This is a genomic window from Lysinibacillus sp. FSL L8-0312 (assembly GCF_038003285.1).
Lineage (GTDB): Bacteria > Bacillota > Bacilli > Bacillales_A > Planococcaceae > Lysinibacillus > Lysinibacillus fusiformis_D.
Genome location: NZ_JBBOOV010000001.1, coordinates 2383654 through 2401799, shown reverse-complemented (window position 1 = coordinate 2401799; position 18146 = coordinate 2383654). Strand labels below are relative to the sequence as shown.

Annotated in this window: 16 protein-coding genes; 11 read left to right on the top strand and 5 right to left on the bottom strand. The window is 39.8% G+C overall.

Annotation, left to right across the window (positions count from 1 at the left end; translation table 11 throughout):
• Positions 1-106 precede the first annotated feature (106 nt).
• Entirely contained in the window at positions 107-520 is a 414-nt protein-coding gene (locus MHI22_RS12135) for an HIT family protein (protein ID WP_036117412.1), read from the bottom strand.
• Between the two features lie 104 nt (positions 521-624).
• Here MHI22_RS12135 and MHI22_RS12130 point away from each other — a divergent pair, with 104 nt between their 5' ends.
• Together MHI22_RS12130 and MHI22_RS12125 are read left to right on the top strand one after the other, a co-directional pair.
• Entirely contained in the window at positions 625-1374 is a 750-nt protein-coding gene (locus MHI22_RS12130; RefSeq protein ID WP_036117411.1) for an ABC transporter ATP-binding protein, read from the top strand.
• Positions 1358-2539, top strand: a complete 1182-nt coding sequence (locus MHI22_RS12125) for an ABC transporter permease (RefSeq protein ID WP_058843259.1) — start codon at positions 1358-1360, stop codon at positions 2537-2539. The genes MHI22_RS12130 and MHI22_RS12125 overlap by 17 nt, the downstream gene beginning before the upstream one ends.
• Before the next feature lie 75 nt (positions 2540-2614).
• Here MHI22_RS12125 and MHI22_RS12120 read toward each other — a convergent pair whose 3' ends face one another.
• On the bottom strand, positions 2615-3130 hold the full coding sequence (locus MHI22_RS12120; protein ID WP_036117408.1) for an antibiotic biosynthesis monooxygenase family protein: 516 nt from the start codon (positions 3128-3130) through the stop codon (positions 2615-2617).
• Between the two features lie 244 nt (positions 3131-3374).
• Between MHI22_RS12120 and hemE the strand changes: the two genes are divergently transcribed.
• The 3 genes from hemE to hemY all read left to right on the top strand — a co-directional run bounded on the left by hemE (position 3375) and on the right by hemY (position 6936).
• On the top strand, positions 3375-4424 hold the full coding sequence (gene hemE, locus MHI22_RS12115) for a uroporphyrinogen decarboxylase (protein WP_036117406.1): 1050 nt from the start codon (positions 3375-3377) through the stop codon (positions 4422-4424).
• A gap of 155 nt (positions 4425-4579) precedes the next feature.
• Positions 4580-5500, top strand: a complete 921-nt coding sequence (hemH, locus tag MHI22_RS12110; RefSeq protein ID WP_089933894.1) for a ferrochelatase — start codon at positions 4580-4582, stop codon at positions 5498-5500.
• Positions 5501-5514: 14 nt separating this feature from the next.
• Positions 5515-6936: a protoporphyrinogen oxidase gene (gene hemY, locus MHI22_RS12105; RefSeq protein WP_058843262.1), complete on the top strand. Its 1422-nt coding sequence runs from the start codon at positions 5515-5517 to the stop codon at positions 6934-6936.
• A gap of 131 nt (positions 6937-7067) precedes the next feature.
• Here the strand turns inward: hemY and MHI22_RS12100 are convergent, their stop codons facing one another.
• Together MHI22_RS12100 and MHI22_RS12095 are read right to left on the bottom strand one after the other, a co-directional pair.
• The gene (locus MHI22_RS12100; protein WP_340812087.1) at positions 7068-9332 is read right to left on the bottom strand and encodes a beta strand repeat-containing protein; all 2265 of its coding nucleotides are present in this window, start codon (positions 9330-9332) and stop codon (positions 7068-7070) included.
• Positions 9333-9500: 168 nt separating this feature from the next.
• Positions 9501-10586: a glycosyltransferase family 2 protein gene (locus MHI22_RS12095; protein WP_036128547.1), complete on the bottom strand. Its 1086-nt coding sequence runs from the start codon at positions 10584-10586 to the stop codon at positions 9501-9503.
• Between the two features lie 183 nt (positions 10587-10769).
• Between MHI22_RS12095 and MHI22_RS12090 the strand changes: the two genes are divergently transcribed.
• The 6 genes from MHI22_RS12090 (at position 10770) to MHI22_RS12065 (ending at position 17350) form a co-directional block, all read left to right on the top strand.
• A complete protein-coding gene (locus MHI22_RS12090; RefSeq protein WP_340812713.1) occupies positions 10770-11738 on the top strand; it encodes a YncE family protein in 969 nt (322 codons plus the stop codon).
• Positions 11738-12421, top strand: a complete 684-nt coding sequence (locus tag MHI22_RS12085) for a response regulator transcription factor (RefSeq protein ID WP_036128542.1) — start codon at positions 11738-11740, stop codon at positions 12419-12421. The genes MHI22_RS12090 and MHI22_RS12085 overlap by 1 nt, the downstream gene beginning before the upstream one ends.
• Positions 12418-13806: a sensor histidine kinase gene (locus tag MHI22_RS12080; RefSeq protein ID WP_036128540.1), complete on the top strand. Its 1389-nt coding sequence runs from the start codon at positions 12418-12420 to the stop codon at positions 13804-13806. Before MHI22_RS12085 ends, MHI22_RS12080 begins: the two co-directional genes overlap by 4 nt.
• A 3-nt stretch (positions 13807-13809) precedes the next feature.
• Positions 13810-14334: a FixH family protein gene (locus MHI22_RS12075; protein WP_036128538.1), complete on the top strand. Its 525-nt coding sequence runs from the start codon at positions 13810-13812 to the stop codon at positions 14332-14334.
• A 121-nt stretch (positions 14335-14455) separates the two neighbouring features.
• Positions 14456-15028: a TetR/AcrR family transcriptional regulator gene (locus MHI22_RS12070; RefSeq protein ID WP_036128535.1), complete on the top strand. Its 573-nt coding sequence runs from the start codon at positions 14456-14458 to the stop codon at positions 15026-15028.
• A 132-nt stretch (positions 15029-15160) separates the two neighbouring features.
• Positions 15161-17350, top strand: a complete 2190-nt coding sequence (locus MHI22_RS12065; RefSeq protein ID WP_340812084.1) for a YhgE/Pip domain-containing protein — start codon at positions 15161-15163, stop codon at positions 17348-17350.
• A gap of 659 nt (positions 17351-18009) precedes the next feature.
• Here MHI22_RS12065 and yhfH read toward each other — a convergent pair.
• Positions 18010-18135, bottom strand: a complete 126-nt coding sequence (yhfH, locus tag MHI22_RS12060; protein ID WP_004230455.1) for a protein YhfH — start codon at positions 18133-18135, stop codon at positions 18010-18012.
• Positions 18136-18146 lie beyond the last annotated feature (11 nt).

Genomic DNA, 18146 nt, shown 5'->3' with positions numbered 1-18146 from the left:
GTATCCTCTTGATCGTTAGCGAAACTTATTTGTGATTGTACGCCAAAATTTTTCAATTTGCAATACAGTTTTCTGAACATTTTAATGTTAATATATTACAAATGACTTATAGATTGGCTTTAATACTTTCTGCAACTTCGGCTAACTGCTCTGGTGAATATTTTTGAGTCTGCCAAATTAAGCCTAGTCCTTCTTTTTCATCGTAACGCGGAATAAAATGTAAGTGGTAGTGGAAAACAGTTTGTCCAGCGGCAGCACCATTGTTATTAATCGTATTCATACCTATTGGCTGAAATGCTGCTTTAATAGCATTAGCGATTTTTGGTGCAACTGCATATAGATTACGTGCTACATCCTCTGGCATTTCAAATAGATCTTGACAGTGATGCTTTGGAATTAATAATGTATGACCTTTTGCAACAGGTGAGATGTCTGTAAATGCATAGACATGATCGTCCTCGTAAACTTTGGTACTTGGAATAGATCCGTCAATAATTTTGCAAAATAGGCAATCGCTCATGAGAATTTCCCCCTTAACGTATATGTAAGTACATTCTATCATACTCAAACCTGTATCATTTGCTAATTTTTGATAAAATATAAAACAAGAAGAGGAGTGAGGATATGTCAGTATTAGAGGTACAGCATGTGACAGGTGGTTATACAAGAAAGCCTGTGATTAAAGATTTATCTTTTACAATTGGAAAAGGAGAATTAGTTGGCTTAATCGGCTTAAATGGAGCTGGTAAAAGTACAACGATTAAACATATTATCGGAACGATGTTGCCAAAGGAAGGGGACATTCGTTTAAATGGTGTGACATTGAAGGAAGATACGGACAAATATCGGACAGCATTTTCCTATATTCCTGAAACTCCTGTATTATACGATGAATTAACATTAAGAGAGCATCTAGAATTGACAGCGATGGCTTATGGGATTAATAGGGCAACCCTCGATGCTCGTTCTGAGGTGCTATTAAAAGAGTTTCGCATGGAGAAAAGATTAAATTGGTTCCCTTCACACTTTTCAAAGGGGATGCGTCAAAAAGTCATGATTATGTGTGCTTTTTTAGTGAATCCAAGTCTATATATTATTGATGAGCCTTTTGTGGGGTTAGATCCACTAGGTATTCAATCATTACTAGATCAGATGGATGAAAAGAAAAAAGAAGGTGCTTCTATATTAATGTCTACGCATATTCTATCGACGGCTGAAAAGCATTGCGATCGAATTATTTTATTGCACGAAGGAAGAGTGCGAGCACAGGGGACGATGGCGGAATTGCGTCAATCATTTGCTATGCCGAATGCGACATTAGATGATCTTTATATTGCCATGACAAAGGAGCGGGACCATGAAGAATTTGCGTGATGTATGGTCCTCTCGCTTCATGCATTATATAGGAGAAGTACAAAAGTATATGCAATTTATTTTTACAGGGCATATTGCAATTGTACTTGTATTTCTTATTGGAGCAGGGGGCTACCAATATAGCGAATGGCTGAAAGTTGTCCAAACAGACTTTCCAGCAGAAATCGTCATAGCTGTTATGATAGGGATTTTATTGGCCTTTAGCCGTCCTACTACGCTGTTGAGAGAACCAGATCAAGTATACTTATTACCTTTAGAATCAAAAATGTCTCAATATTTTAGCAAAGCATTGGCTTGGACGTTCTGGTCCCAAGTATGGATTGTAGCGATTGTTTATATTGTATGTATTCCATTATTGAAAGCCGTAACGGCATTAACAACAACTGAAATATGGACGATCTTTTTACTTATCATTGTATTGAAATATATAAGTGTGCAAGGAGAATTCAGCTACCGATACAGTGAGCGAGGTCAAATGGTTTGGGTGGACAGGCTTATTCGAGCTGTCATATTCGGGGCTGTTTTATACATGGGGCTTCATGCTCAGCTAATACTAGCGGTAATAGCGACAGTTATTAGTGTGGTTTATATCATTATCTTTAGGAAAAAATCAGTTGGCGAACCTGTGCCTTATGAACATTTTGTCAAAATTGAACAGAATCGTATGATGAGCTTTTACCGTTTTGCTAATTATTTTACAGATGTACCTCATCTACACGGAAGTATCCGACGTCGACGCTGGATGGACTGGCTGTATAGATTTGTGCCATATGGTAAAGAGAATGCTCAAAAATATTTGGTGTTTCGTACCTTTGTCCGTACAGATGACCATTTCTATTTATGGCTTCGTCTTACGGCCATTTCGGGAGTCATCGCAGTTTTTGTTGATATTCCTGTAGTGACATGGATTGTTGCTGGTGCACTCAGCTTTGCGACCACAATTCAGTTAAAACAAGCCTTACTATCAAGTGGTGAATTTCGAATGGACATGCTCTATCCTTTACCAGAGCATGCCCGCCAATTAGCTGTAAAGCAAACTGTCCGTTTAGCAATGGTTACACAAGCTATTATTGTTGGTTTATGTGCTATCACACAGCCAATGTTTTATTTAGCCATTGTCATTGTTATTGTAATTAGCGAATTAACAGCAAAAATTTCCAAATAAATAGATTGTAGCTGATAAATTGAAAAGCTCATTTTCCAATGCTAGTATTCGGAAAATGAGCTTTTATTTTATCTACTATTCTGTATCCTCATTTGGCATAGCACTATAAGTTGTTACATAAGAAGCTGCTGAAAAGATATTTTGCTGGCTTACACCTGATGAATCATCTCTTTTAGCATGTGCAGATTCAAAGGCTCTAGAGCTCTTCCATGCTTCAAATGAATGTGGTCCATTCCACTGCGTCATGACAATGTAAGTATCACTCTTGATCGGACGTAATAAACGGAACGCCACAAAGCCAGGCTCATTTTCAATGGCGCGTGAACGCTCTAAAAAGCGGTGTTCGAAAACAGGTCGTCCTTCATCTGTCACAGGAATATTATTAAATACAAAGAAGCCTCGTTCCTCTAATTCATTTACTGAATCCAGTACCTCAAATTTACGTGGTGTCGCAAAAACTGTCTTTCCTTCTGTCTCATGAATCAGTACAGAGTTTCCATCCCCATGAATTAAAATCATATGCTCATTTGGATACTTATTTTTTACCTGTTCTAAAAAATCACCAGTGCCAGAAGTTAAATAAATATACATCAATTTATCCTCCTTACGATCTTACTAATTATAGCGTGATTATACCCTTTTCAGCGTAAGTCTAACGCTCTGTTCAAAAAGAATCTGCCGAGAAAGAACAATTTTATGACATTTCACTAGGAAAACTATACAATTACGGAGGAAGCGTTTACTATTGGAAACGGATATCAATAATAAAGGAATAAACAAAACATTTTTTAAGACAATTTTATAGTATGAATTTATCGAGGGGAAGGAACTATTCATGACAACTTTTAATGATACACTCCTGCGTGCTGCACGTGGAGAAAGGACAGCACACACGCCAGTATGGTATATGCGTCAGGCAGGACGTTCTCAGCCAGAATACCGTGCCATTAAAGAAAAATATTCCTTAGAGGAAATTACACATCAACCTGAGCTATGTGCATATGTCACTCGTCTACCTGTAGAAAATTATAATGTCGATGCAGCCATTTTATACAAAGATATTGTGACACCTCTTCCGGGGATTGGGGTAGATGTAAAGATCAAAGCAGGCGTTGGTCCTGTTATTTCAAACCCTATCCAATCAGTAGCAGATGTAGAAAAATTAGGTGAATTCAATGCTAATGAGCATACACCGTTTGTATTAGAAACAATCAAGATATTGGCAGAAGAGCAATTGAATGTTCCTTTAATCGGTTTTGCTGGAGCACCATTTACACTTGCAAGCTACATGATTGAAGGCGGCCCTTCAAGAAACTATAATAAAACAAAATCATTTATGGTATCAGAGCCACAAGCTTGGTTTGCATTAATGGATAAACTAGCTGACATGATTATTGCAGATGTAACTGCTCAAATTAAAGCTGGTGCAAAGGCAATCCAAGTATTTGATTCTTGGGTAGGAGCCTTAAATGTTGAGGATTATCGTGTATTTATTAAACCAATTATGACTCGTATTTTTGCAGAGCTGCAAAAAGAAAATGTGCCACTCATTCAATTCGGTGTCGGTGCGAGCCATTTAGCAAAGGAATGGAATGATTTACCGATTGATGTTGTAGGCTTAGACTGGCGTTTGCCAATAAAAGAAGCGCGTGCGAATGGTATTACAAAACCGGTACAGGGTAACTTAGATCCATCCCTTTTATTAGCAGATTGGTCAGTCATTGAGAAACGAACAAAAGATATTATTGAACAAGGTTTAGAAATGCCAGGTCATATCTTTAACCTAGGACATGGTGTTTTCCCAGAGGTTAACCCAGATATCTTAAAACGTCTCACTACACTTATTCATGAATACAGTGCACAACAAATTCAAGCTCGTTCTTAATAGAAGTGAATCAAATGTGAAAAATATGTCCCTTTCTACATAGGAAATTTTATTTTCCATATAGAAAGGGAGCTGTCCAATATTAAAGATTGGGCAGCTTCTTTTTGTCACATAATGTATGAAAACATAAAACAATTTTAGAGGTGAAAAGGGTAATGAAAGAAGTTAAAGGCTTATTGGTAATGGCATACGGAACACCTTATAAAGAAGAAGATATCGAACCTTACTATACGCATATTCGTCATGGACGTAAACCTTCGGCAGAGCACTTAGAGGATTTACGTAGCCGCTATGAAGCTATCGGTGGTTTATCTCCATTAGCTGCGGCGACACAAGCACAAGCTGAAGCCCTATGTGCACGTTTAAATGAGGTGCAGGATGCTGTAGAATATAAATTGTTTATTGGCTTAAAACATATTCATCCATTTATTGAAGATGCAGTAGAGCAAATGGTGGCAGAGGGCATAAAAGAATCGGTTTCTATTGTTCTAGCCCCTCACTTCTCTACGTTCTCTATTAAGTCTTATAACGGTCGTGCGGAAGAGGCAGCAGGAGGTCGCTTAACGATTACTTCTGTAGAATCTTGGTATGATGAGCCGAAATTCATTGAGTATTGGGAACAACAAGTAAATGATACATTTAATGCAATGCCACAAGAAGAACGTGAAACAGCTTGTTTAATTGTGTCAGCACATTCATTGCCTGAAAAAATTAAAAACTTGGGCGATCCGTATGAAGATCAATTAATTGAAACAGCACGTCTTATTCAAGCTGCGACAGGTCTAAAAAATGTAGAGGTTGGCTGGCAATCAGCAGGCCAAACACCAGAGCCTTGGATTGGCCCAGATGTTCAAGATTTAACACGTGAGCTATTTGAAGAAAAAGGCTTCCGTTCATTTGTTTATACACCAGTAGGTTTTGTAACAGAACATTTAGAAGTGTTATATGACAACGATTTTGAATGTAAAGTTGTTTGTGATGAACTTGGCGCAAAATACTATCGCCCAGCGATGCCAAATACACACCCATTATTTATTGATGCGATGGTAGATGCGATTCATAAAAAATTAAGCTAAGCGAAAAGAAAGTGATGATGTTGGTGACTCAGAAAAGACGAAAGGTAGTTGTCGTAGGCGGTGGCATTACAGGCCTTACAGCCGCATTCTATATGCAAAAAGAAGCAGGCGCAAAAGGATTGCCATTAGATATCGTACTTGTCGAGTCGTCATTACGTCTTGGCGGAAAAATTCAGACCTTAAGAAAAGATGGTTTTATTATTGAGCGTGGGCCAGAATCTTTTTTTGATCGTGAAAATTATGTTAATGATTTAGCAAAGGACCTCGGGATTGAGCAGAAATTATTGACAAGCAATGCAGGGCCTACTTATGTTGCTGTTGGTAGTCAGTTATATCCAATACCTAGTCATCTCTTGTCAGGAGAGACACCACATATCTCATCCTTTATAGCATCAGGTCTGTTTTCACTTAGCGGTAAAGTTCGTGCGGCTGGGGATTTTTTCATCCCTCGTTCTGCACAAGATGACGATCAGCCGTTAGGCGCGTTTTTTAGAAGAAGATTTGGTTCTGAAATAGTAGAAAATCTAGTAGAACCATTACTAGCGGGAACATTTGCAGGGGATATTGAGCAATTAAGTATGAGCTCGACTTTCCCGCAGCTTTATAGTTTAGAGCAAAAATATCGGAGTTTGTTGATTGGCATGAAAAAGTCAGGAACAAATTTCTTAAGCAATCATCATATTGATGAAAACAAAGGGATTTTTCAAACCTTTAGTAATGGTCTTGAAACACTCATTGAAAGTATAGAAGAATCACTACTTCCAGGGACAGTCATGAAGGGTGTCAAAGTAGAAGAAATAGAGCATGGCAAAGATGGATCAGTTCAAGTAATGCTCAATAATTTCTCACATATAAAAGCAGATGCTGTTATTATTGCTACTCCCTTTAATATGGCAGAAAAAATGTTTAGTAAGCATAATCTGTTACATGAATTGGGAACAATGAAGGCTGCAACGATTGCAACCGTTACAATGGCCTTTAAAAAGGATCAACTTGGTGATCTAGATGCCCTTTCATTTTATGTCTCTCGAAATAGTGATTTTTCAATCACTTCTTGTACATGGATGAACAGAAAATGGCTAGCTACCACACCAGACGATTATGTACTATTACGTAGTTATATTGGGCGAGTGGGAGATGAAGCGATTGTGGCACTATCTGATACTGAAATCGAAAAAACGGTGCTACAGGATTTAAAGAAAACGATTGGCATAGATGGGGACCCTCTAACGACAGTGGTTACACGTTGGAAAAATGCGATGCCTCAATATACAGTTGGACATGAGGCGAAAGTTCAACGTATAAAGCAGGAATTACAAGAACATTTTCCAAATGTCAAGCTTGCAGGAAGCTCATTTGAGGGAATATCAATTCCAGAATGTGTGCAGCAAGGTAAACATGTTGCAGATGAAGTATTAATGGAAATGTTTAAATAATAGATGAAAAATAGTACAAACATGCATAACAAATGTTTGTGCTATTTTTTGTTTTTTGAAAAAGAAAAAGCAAACCACGATTTCGTAGTTTGCTTTTTCCACTTGCTTCAAATAGTGATGACCATCTAAATCTAAGAAATTCGATGACATGACCAAACGATACCACCAGAGTTAGCACCACCTAGTGTAAGACCGATTGTCAAACCATTGGCTTCATAGAACAGATCGATAGTGTCTCCAGCGTTTAATTGTACTTCTCCTGCCAAAGTTACCGTTCCATTTCCAAGAACCGCACGCAATGTTAATATGAGCGCGACGTTTACGTTTAATACAGGGAATAAGCCACTGATTAAATTCGTAGTAGTATTTTGTCGTATTGCAAATGAAGGGTTTATTCCACCCCCTAAAGTGACACTAATAGCCGCTGTAGTAGAGTAGTTAATGGTCGCTTCAAAGGAATATCTACCTGTAGTTGGTACAGTGAATATTCCAGTTGTTGGATTGAAAGCAGGCGTTGTAAAGTAAGGTGATGCTACACTCCAGTTAGTGATGGAGGTAGAAGCATTAACAGCTAAAGTATTTTTAAATGCAGAGAATCCTTCTGTAAACGCTGGTCCAGTAGTTCCAGTAACCCCAGTAGGTCCGGTAACCCCAGTAGCGCCAGTAACCCCAGTAGGTCCGGTAACCCCAGTAACGCCAGTAACGCCCGTAGCTCCGGTAACCCCAGTAACCCCAGTAGGTCCAGTTACACCGGTAGGTCCAATATCTCCAGTAGCTCCAGTAGGTCCAGTAACGCCAGTAGGCCCTGTAACCCCAGTAGGTCCAGTAACGCCAGCAGTACCAGTAGCGCCAGTAACCCCGGTAGGCCCGATATCTCCAGTAGGCCCTGTAACCCCAGTAGCGCCAGTAACCCCAGTAGGCCCGATATCCCCAGTAGCTCCAGTTATACCAGTAGGCCCGATATCCCCAGTAGCTCCAGTTATACCAGTAGGTCCGACATCCCCAGTAGCGCCAGTAACCCCAGTAGGCCCGATATCCCCAGTAGCGCCGGTAACCCCGGTAGGTCCGATATCCCCAGTAGCGCCAGTAACCCCAGTAGGCCCGATATCCCCAGTAGCTCCAGTAGAGCCAGTAACCCCAGTAGAACCAGTAACGCCAGTAGGTCCGATATCCCCAGTAGAGCCAGTAGCACCAGTAGGTCCAGTAACGCCGGTAACGCCAGTAGCGCCAGTAGAGCCAGTAACCCCAGTAACGCCCGTAGCTCCGGTAACCCCAGTAGCTCCAGTAACACCAGTAGCACCAGTAGGTCCAGTAACACCGGTAGGTCCAATATCTCCAGTAGCACCAGTAGGTCCAGTAACGCCAGCAGTACCAGTAGCGCCGGTAACCCCGGTAACCCCGGTAACCCCGGTAACCCCGGTAACCCCGGTAGGCCCGATATCTCCAGTAGGCCCTGTAACGCCAGTAGCGCCGGTAACCCCGGTAGGTCCGATATCTCCAGTAGGCCCTGTAACCCCAGTAGAGCCAGTAACCCCGGTAGGTCCGACATCCCCAGTAGCACCAGTAACCCCGGTAGGTCCAATATCCCCAGTAGCTCCAGTAACGCCAGTAGGCCCGATATCCCCAGTAGCACCAGTTATACCAGTAGGCCCGATATCCCCAGTAGCGCCAGTAGGTCCAGTAACCCCGGTAGGTCCGATATCCCCAGTAGCACCAGTAGGTCCAGTAACCCCGGTAGGTCCGATATCTCCAGTAGAGCCAGTAGCCCCAGTAAGGCCCGTAGCTCCGGTAACGCCAGTAGCCCCGGTAACGCCAGTAGAGCCAGTAACCCCGGTAGGTCCGATATCTCCAGTAGAGCCAGTAAGGCCCGTAGCTCCGGTCACCCCGGTAGCCCCGGTAACGCCAGTAGCCCCGGTAACGCCAGTAGAGCCGGTAACGCCAGTAGAGCCGGTAACGCCAGTAGGTCCAGTAACCCCGGTAGGCCCGATATCTCCAGTAGGGCCAGTAACCCCAGTAGAACCAGTAGCGCCAGTAATGCCCGTAGCTCCAGTAGGTCCAACATCTCCAGTAGGGCCAGTAACTCCAGTAGCACCCGTAACACCAGTAGATCCAATATCCCCAGTATCCCCAGTAGCCCCAGTAACCCCGGTAGGCCCGGTAACGCCAGTAGCCCCAGTAACGCCAGTAGCGCCAGTAGCCCCAGTAACGCCAGTAGCCCCGGTAACGCCAGTAGGGCCAGTAACCCCAGTACTACCTGTAGGTCCAGTTATCCCCCCAGTAGGTCCTGTAGGTTTTACAGGCCAAATTGGACAACTGGGAATAGGTCCAGTTTTGCAACAACAAGGGTAGGAATGACACTTAGTGCAAACTCTATCTATAAATTTTCCAAAATGCATAATCTCACCTCCTCTCTCAAATATCGTATTCTGCACAATGATAGAGGAGGTAGACACATATCTACTTATTAAAGTTATTTATAGATTCGTTGCAACTACGCTTAAAATAGTAGAAGGTTTTCTATATCGATAGGGGCTAAATCCTTTTTATTTAGTTATTGATATTTTCTAAGAGTCATTTTGATCGATTGTTAAAATACGATTGAAATATTCTTTATTGTGTAAAATTTTTGGATCATTTGGAATGAAGGAGCTGGCTAGCTCATTATGGGTATTTGCTAGTTCGTATTGCTGTAAACGGTCGAAAAGTACGCACAGCTGCAAGTGTGGGAGCCATGTTGAAAAGCTTTTATTTTGAAAAGGAGCGTTTGGATTTTGTTTAATTACCAGTGCTTGTTCGTACCAAAAAATAGCTTCGTAATTCCTGAATTGTTCCATGAAGTGGTAGCCAAGGCGACAGCAGGCTTCGGGGCGGGGGACATCGTATTCAAAGCTTCGTAAAATAGCACTGAAGTTGTTTTCTCTATCGTCTAAATTGGAATAGCAATCTGCTAATTTAAAACAGGCGCGAATATTATCTTCTACCCAGCCTAACTTTGAGGTTAAAAATAATTCGTAATAGTAAATGGCATCCTCAAACTGACCATGATCTAGTAATTCATTAGCAAAATAAAATGTATCTCGCGGTGTTAGTGTTTCTCCTGCTTCAATAAGTTGCTTATAAATCGTAATATTACGTGAGTGATCATGTGTTAATGGTAAATGGCTAACGGCTATATCACTATCAAACAGCACGCCCCCTACTTCTAAATATTCATGAACTGCACCGATCCATTGAAAATGCTTTTCTCTTTTTACAAGGCGATATCTCCTTATTAAGGCGTCCACATTTCCCTCATGATCATAGCTTAGATGATAATTCATGGACACGGCATCTATATCAGAGGTTAGAGAGGCTTTGAGCGACTTCAATTTTTCTTGATCTTCCTCTAAAAAAACATCATCTGCGTCTAGCCAGAGGATGTATTGCTTTGTTGCTTGTTGAAAGGAAAAGTTTCGTGCCGCTGCAAAATGATGTATCCATTTAAAATCAAAAATTCGGTCTGTAAATTGTGCAACCACTTGTTTTGTACTATCGGTTGAACCAGTGTCAATAATATTAATTTCATCCACTATATCTTTGACGGACTCAAGACATCGACCAATAACATCTTCTTCATTTTTTACAATCATACATAAGCTAATGGAAATCACGCTATATTCCTCCTTACCAGTATCTTTGTAGTATATGTAACGCTGACAGTATGGGTTGGATGATTGAACTGAGAGGTGGTTCGTGAGTTTGAAATGTGAAAAGTATTTTTATGGTTTGTCATAAATTTACCTTCCAAGTTTCACCCGAATTTCACAATTGTGAAGTATAGTAAAGGGGCAGAGGTGATAAAGTTGAAAAAATGGGCATTCTTCATTTTTTCGTTACTACAAATTATATGGTTAGCAGGTTGTACTGAAAAATCATATGAACCCATTGAAAGGGATCGGAATTTTATAGCTTCGTTAAACATACAAGAACCATCATTAGATTTTATTGATGAAGATGGCAATGTATTTGCTACTTGGTCATTTGATAAAGCTTATTCTGGGGCAATACTGTTAGGGAATGACCAAATCTTATTGTATGGACACCAATTAAATAATATCGACGTCTATACATTATCGACCGGAGAAAAGAGCTATTCCAAAAAAGTAGAGATCGGTACAACGAATGTGTACTATGATGACAACATTAAGCAATTTTTTATAACGAATAGTAAAACGAATACGGTGACAAGCTTTGATCAAAAGGGAGATGAACTAGTCAGACAACAACTTGGCAATTATCCTATGTCAATGGCATCGTATAAAGATAAACTGTATGTTATTAATTTTAAAGATACAAAATTATCAGTGTTAAACATGAAGGATTTGACCATTGAACAAGAGTGGCCAATTCAAAAATCCGCACATGGCATAGCTATTTTAGAAGAGACACATGAGCTATGGGTAGGTGGGCATGGGGAAGGAAGTAAGCCCAACAGCTCCGTTAAAAAATATGATTTGACTACTGGCCATCTGAACGGAGAGATTGATATGCCTTTAATGCCAGTAGGGTTAAAAAAGACCAAGGATGCCGTTCTTGTTGTAAGTCATGGTCACAATGAGTTGTATGTTGCTGATTTTGATGGCCATATTAAATGGCACCAAGAGGTTGGTGCAAATCCCTTTGTAGTGAACCAGTTTAAAGACTATATTGTTGTCGCTGGTTATGACGATCACACATTGTACTTTATAAAGGGTGATCAGAAGGAAAAAACAGTTGATGTAGGGAAAGGTGCTTTTCAACTGTTAGTAAGGGAGGAACAATGATGACAACTGTGTTAATAGTTGATGATGAGCAGGATATGCGTAATTTAATTGAGATGATGCTAAATAATTCGGATATAGAGACATTTACTGCCGCAAGTGGTACTGAGGCTTATGATGTGATAGTACGTGAAAATATTGATTTAGTATTACTTGATGTGATGATGCCCCATGAAGATGGCTTTGTCGTTTGTCAAAGTATTCGTGCTATGTCCAATGTACCGATTATTTTCCTGACAGCACGTGATGCCAATGAGGACAAGGTGAAAGGTCTTACACTTGGTGGAGATGACTATATTGTTAAGCCTTTTACACATGACGAACTAGTGGCGAGAATTTATGCTGTATTAAGAAGAAGTGGCGCGAATATTACAGAGCTACAGCAAAAGTACGTGATTATTGGTCCTATTAAAATAGACGAAATTGCACGTAAAGTATCTGTTGATGGAAAGAGTATTCCGCTTACCTTAAAGGAATTTGAGCTATTGCACTTATTTATGAAAAATCCGGGAAATGCCTATACGAGAGAGCAATTACTAGAGCGTATTTGGGATATTGATTATGTAGGAGGCACACGCACGGTCGATACACATATTAAAACTTTACGAATTAAGCTTGGAAAGGATGCGGCTGCGCATATTCAAACCGTTTGGGGAGTGGGCTATCGCTTTGATCCTGGCGAATGAAAAAGATTGCCACTCGCATTTGGTTGTTAATTTTTGCATTTTTAATCATTACCGTTGTCTTTATGTATGTTCTCACAAACTTTTTGTATCAACGTTTATATGTACAAGATACAGAAGAGACAATGGTCGAAGTTGGCTTGAAGCTACAGACCATGTATGACAATGGGAAGGTGACGGATGAATTTATTGCAGATATTGAACAATTTAATGATTACTCAAATTTAAATATATTTGCGGTAAGGAATCCACGTGAGTTAAGTGCCTGTGTGCCATTTGATATAGATTATGAGACCCTGATTGGCCCTGAGGAAAGACAGAAATTATTAGCAGGAAAATATGTGCAAAAAATTGGATATGAGCCACGGTTTGATCGACAACTTATTTCCGTAGTTATACCGCTCGTTGATCAAAATCGATTAGAGGGTATCATTTATATTTATTTCCCATTAGCCAAAATTAGTGAGTTAGCTAATAGTGGCGTGATTTTGTTGTTTATTAGTGCTTTCATATTTTTAGTAGTGGCTAGCTATTTGATTTATAAAGGTATCCGGCACATTATGCGACCATTAAACGATTTACAACTTGCAGTGGAACAGATGTCCTATGGGAATTATGAGACACGTGTGCCTGTCAATTCACGAGATGAAATTGGTAAATTATCTAGTACCTTTAATAAAATGGCAGAGGCCATTCAGCAGGAGGATGAAGCACAAAAAACGTTTCTAGCAACCGTTTCGCATGAATTACGCACACCTATAAGCTATGTAAAAGGCTATAGCGAGGCTATGCAAAATGGCATCATTACAGAAAGTCAAAAAGAAGATACCATACAGTTGATCGTCCGTGAGGCGAATCGAATGGAGCGGTTAACAAACGAATTACTTCAACTGGCAAGAACAGAAAATGAACAAACCAATTTAGTTTTATACCCTATTCCACTAGGGGAGACATTGCGAGAGGTTCAAAAAATCCTAACGCATCAAGCAGATAAAAAGAACATAACATTACATGTAGATGTAGATGATGCGCTCATTATTGAAGCGGATGAAGTAAAGCTAAAGCAAATCTTTATTAATATTATTGAAAATGCAATTAATTACTCGTATGAAAATTCTAAGGTGGAAATTGTTGCTGTTGAAAAGACTGGCAGTGCACAAATTACAATCAAGGATTATGGAATCGGTATTCCATCCGAGGATTTATCACATGTCACAGAGCGATTTTATCGTGTTAACAAAGCACGGAGTCGTGCAGACGGTGGTAGTGGATTAGGGTTATCCATTGTTGAACAGTTATTAAAGCAGTTACAGGGATCGTTAGAAATTGAAAGTGTTGTTGAAAAAGGCACAACCGTTAAAATCCGGTTGCCATTAATGGAGGATTAAAAGATGAAAAAGTGGTTATTCGCGCTAATTGCAGTGCCTACATTATTAGTAGGATGTGGAGAAAAAAAAGAGGCTTTACCAGAACCAGTTGTACCTCAAATTCCAGAGGTAGAGATTTTAACACCAAAAGAGGTAGTACTCAATGAAACAATTGAGCTGGCGGCACACGTTGAACAAGGTGGAGAAAACGTTGATGATGCTGTAGTAGAATTCGAAGTTTGGGAATCAGGGAAACGTGATGAAGGACAAATGATTGATGGGAAATTAGAAAAAGACGGCGTCTATAAAGCAACGACTACATTCGATCATGACGGTGTTTACTATATGTATGCACATACTACAGCTAATGGTGTTCATAATATGCCAAAGCAGCAAATTATTGCTGGTAGCCCAGATATGACACAGGTTTTACCAGAGGATGAGAAATCTAATAACAGCATGGATAACAATATGATGAATCATGGTAATGGTACGTCAAATGATGCTGATCATGATGACGAAGAAAAAGATGAAAAAAATCATCATTAAATGCTTGCATTTTTTTTAAAATAGGAATATGATAATGACCAGATGACCGAAATGGTTTTCTGGTCATTTTTATTGAAGTGTACATTAGAGGTACATAACCTAACAAGAAAGGATGTTACTAATGGATCGTAGGCAGGAAATTCTTGAAGCAGCTGCAAAATCTTTTACATTGTTTGGCTACAAAGCAACAACGATGGAGCAAGTGGCGAAAATCGCTAATGTCGGTAAAGGTACGATTTATACATTCTTTGCAAATAAAGAAATTTTATTTCAAGAGATTGCTATGTCACTTGTACGAGAGATGAAGGCGGAAGCAGATGCAGTGTTGGATGCATCAGCAAGCTTTATGGATAATGCGCATAATGCTTTAATGAAAATGCTACAGTTCCGTGAAAAACATCTTTTATTTGCAAAGCTAATCGAGGAAGAAAAAGAATTACGAACACCAGCTGTTAAACAGGTGCTACTTCGCATCGAAACAGAAATCTTATCGTATGTTTCAGAGTTAATACAGCGTCGTATTAAAAAAGGTGAAATTAGAGATTGCGATGCAGAACTGGTCGGTTACTTATTGTTAAAGGCATATCTTGCTTTTGTTGTCGATTGGCATGAGTTACACGGTGATGTAATCCCTGAAGAAAAGATTCTTAATCTTTTCAAGGAAACAATCTTTCGAGGTTTGATTCTAACTTGATTCGGTAAAAGACAGATATAAAAGTGTCGAATCAAGTGTCTTTTTGCAAAATTGCCGAGGTTGACTATTTTTTTTGAATGAAAATGACCAAATGACGTTTTCGGTCAAATAGTTTAGGAGTGAGGATATTATATGATTAAAGCTGAGTGGCTGAAGATCTTTAAAACAAGAAAAATGCTTGTTTCAATCATTGCTGTATTATTTATTCCAGTAATGTATGCAGGTATGTTTTTATGGGCGTTTTGGGATCCTTATGCAGGGCTTCCTAATCTCCCAGTAGCTGTAGTTAATGAGGATACTGGTGCTGAGATGGATGGCGTTAAATTAGACTTGGGGGATACCTTAGTTGATAAATTGATAGATAGCGAACAATTTAACTTTATAGAGGTTTCAAAAGATGAAGCTGAAAAAGGCTTAAATAGTCGTGATTATTATATGATTTTAGAAATTCCAACAAATTTCTCTGAGCATGCTACAACATTATTAGATGACAAACCTTCGAAATTAGTGATGAACTACATTCCAAATGAAGGTCTTAACTTCCTTGGTGCTCAAATTGGTGAGACTGCAATGGATCGTGTCCGTGCTGAAGTAAATTCACAAGTATCAGCAACGTATGCTGAAAAATTATTTGATTCCATTGCAACACTTGGAGATGGCTTTACAGAGGCAGCTGATGGCTCGAATAAGTTAGATGAGGGTGCACAAAAAGTAGCAAATGGTGCAAAAGATTTAAAAGGCTATCTAGAGCAATTAGCTTCAAGCACAGTTGAACTGTCGAATGGGACAGATAAACTGACAAAAGGTGCTGGAGATGCTGCGAAAGGTGCGAATGATTTATCAAGCGGTTTAGTCAAACTACAAGATGGTACTGTCCAATTACAACAAGGTGCACAGCAAGCAGCAAATGGTGCAACTAGTCTTGAACAAGGGTTATCACAATATACTCAAGGTGTTGCAAAAGTTGGGGCAGGTTTAAACACTTTAAACGATAAACAACAACAAATTAGTGCAGGTGCAGCTTCTATAGCTGAAAATGCAGGTGCATTAAATGGTGCAGCCAACCAATTAACAGCTGGTTCTGCGAAAGTGGAGGCAGGTATTACAGCCTTATCTAGCCAACTACAAACGATGATGGCTTCAATGCCTGAGGAACAAGCAGCAGCATTAAAGCAAACATTAGCAGAGCTGCAAGCTGGTAGTGCTAGCGTGCATAACGGCTTAACATCTTTATCTGCTGGTACAGAAAAATTACAGGCTGGTGCTAATCAAGTAAGCTCTGGTGCAAGTCAAATTGCAGCAGGTCAGGCAGAAGTATTAGCTGGTGCAAATGCATTAACGGCTAAAAGTAATGCTTTAATGGAAGGTGCAAAAGGTCTACAAGCAGGTAATGCGACATTAGCTGCAAAATTAGGTGAACTACATGCAGGTGTGAATACAGCTGTAACAGGTTCGAAAACATTAGCATCTGGATTAAATGAATTAGCAAATGGTACAACAACATTAAATCAAGGTACTTCTACGCTTGCTTCGAAATCTGGTGAGCTAGCACAAGGTTCCGCAACACTTGCAGATGGTTCTACAGAGCTTGCAGATGGTACGACAACGTTATCTAGCAAACTAGGTGAGGCTAGTGAAAAAGCAAATGAGGTCAAAGCAAATCAAGACACGTATGATATGGTAGGTAGTCCAGTAGAGGTTGAAAAAGAGTCTGTAAACCATGTTCCAAACTATGGTACAGGTTTTGCACCATACTTCATTTCTCTTGGCTTATTCGTAGGGGCATTATTAATTTCGATTGTGTTCCCATTTGTTGAACCAGCTATCCGACCAAAAAATGGTGCAGCTTGGTTTACAAGTAAAGTGACTGTATTAGCCGTTGTAGGTTTAGTGCAAACATTACTAACAGTAGGTATTGTAAAATGGGGTCTAGGACTTGAAGTAAATAACATGGGCTACTTTATCATAACGGCATTATTAACAAGCTATGTATTTTTAGCCTTAATTCAAATGCTTGTTTCGATCTTTGGTGATCCAGGACGTTTCATCGCAATTGTTGTGTTAATTTTACAATTAACAACAAGTGCAGGTACGTTCCCACTAGAATTAATTCCATCACCATTACAAGTATTTAACAAGCTTTTACCAATGACATATACGGTTCAAGCATTTAAATCAAGTATTTCAACTGGCGATATGACATTCTTAATGCAAAACTATGGTGTTCTAGCTGGATTCTTAGTAGCATTCTTAGCCATTACATTCGGTTACTTCATGCTACTTCACAACAAACGTTACTCTAAAGTAGCAGAAGAAAACTAATAATACACTTGAAGCACTCATCGACTATTCGGTGAGTGCTTCTTTTGGTAAAAGGATATATAGGCAACTATTGGTTTTCTCTATGAATTGGCGTTTTCCTTGCACGCTAGCCCTATTGGAGTCTCCACTAAATGCACAATATCTCTCTATATAAATAAAAACAAAACCATCAATAGCATAGTTGTGAAAGGTGAAAATAGATTTCCGTTGGCTTTCCTGTGGGCGAGCTGCTTCCTCCGCAACCGCTCCGTTTAGAGGCTCGCCTGTCTCGCTATCCCACGGGAGTCAAGTAGCCTTCCACGCCAATCTATAAAAATGTTAACTTTTTAGCAAAGGTTCAAGGGAAGATGTTCACTACTCATTTTATAGAGGGGTGTTGTCACGCAGCACTTCTCCACATGCTTGATTGGAGCGAACGCAGTGAGTGAAGCGGCTCATCGGACACCCCTTGGAAAGGACGCTGACGGAACGGAAAGTAATCCCTCGCCCTTGACACCACCTTTTTTCAATAACATAAAACAACAGCTGATGTGAGCGTATCAGCTGTTGTTTTTGTAAGTGTAAGAGATTTAATTAAGGGTTCATCAAAATGTGATGAAGTGTGTCATGATTGCTACGTGTGGGGCACGTATATGACAAATTACAGTATAGGCAAATGCTTATAGGTGGTTACATTTTTCACAAGTGTTGCTGTAGCATTCGCTTTGTTCTTCCATTTTTTCACCGCACTCAGTACATTGCTTTGCAGGTAAATTCTTGAAAAATTCAACTACGTTTTCTAACATTGTGGACTCCT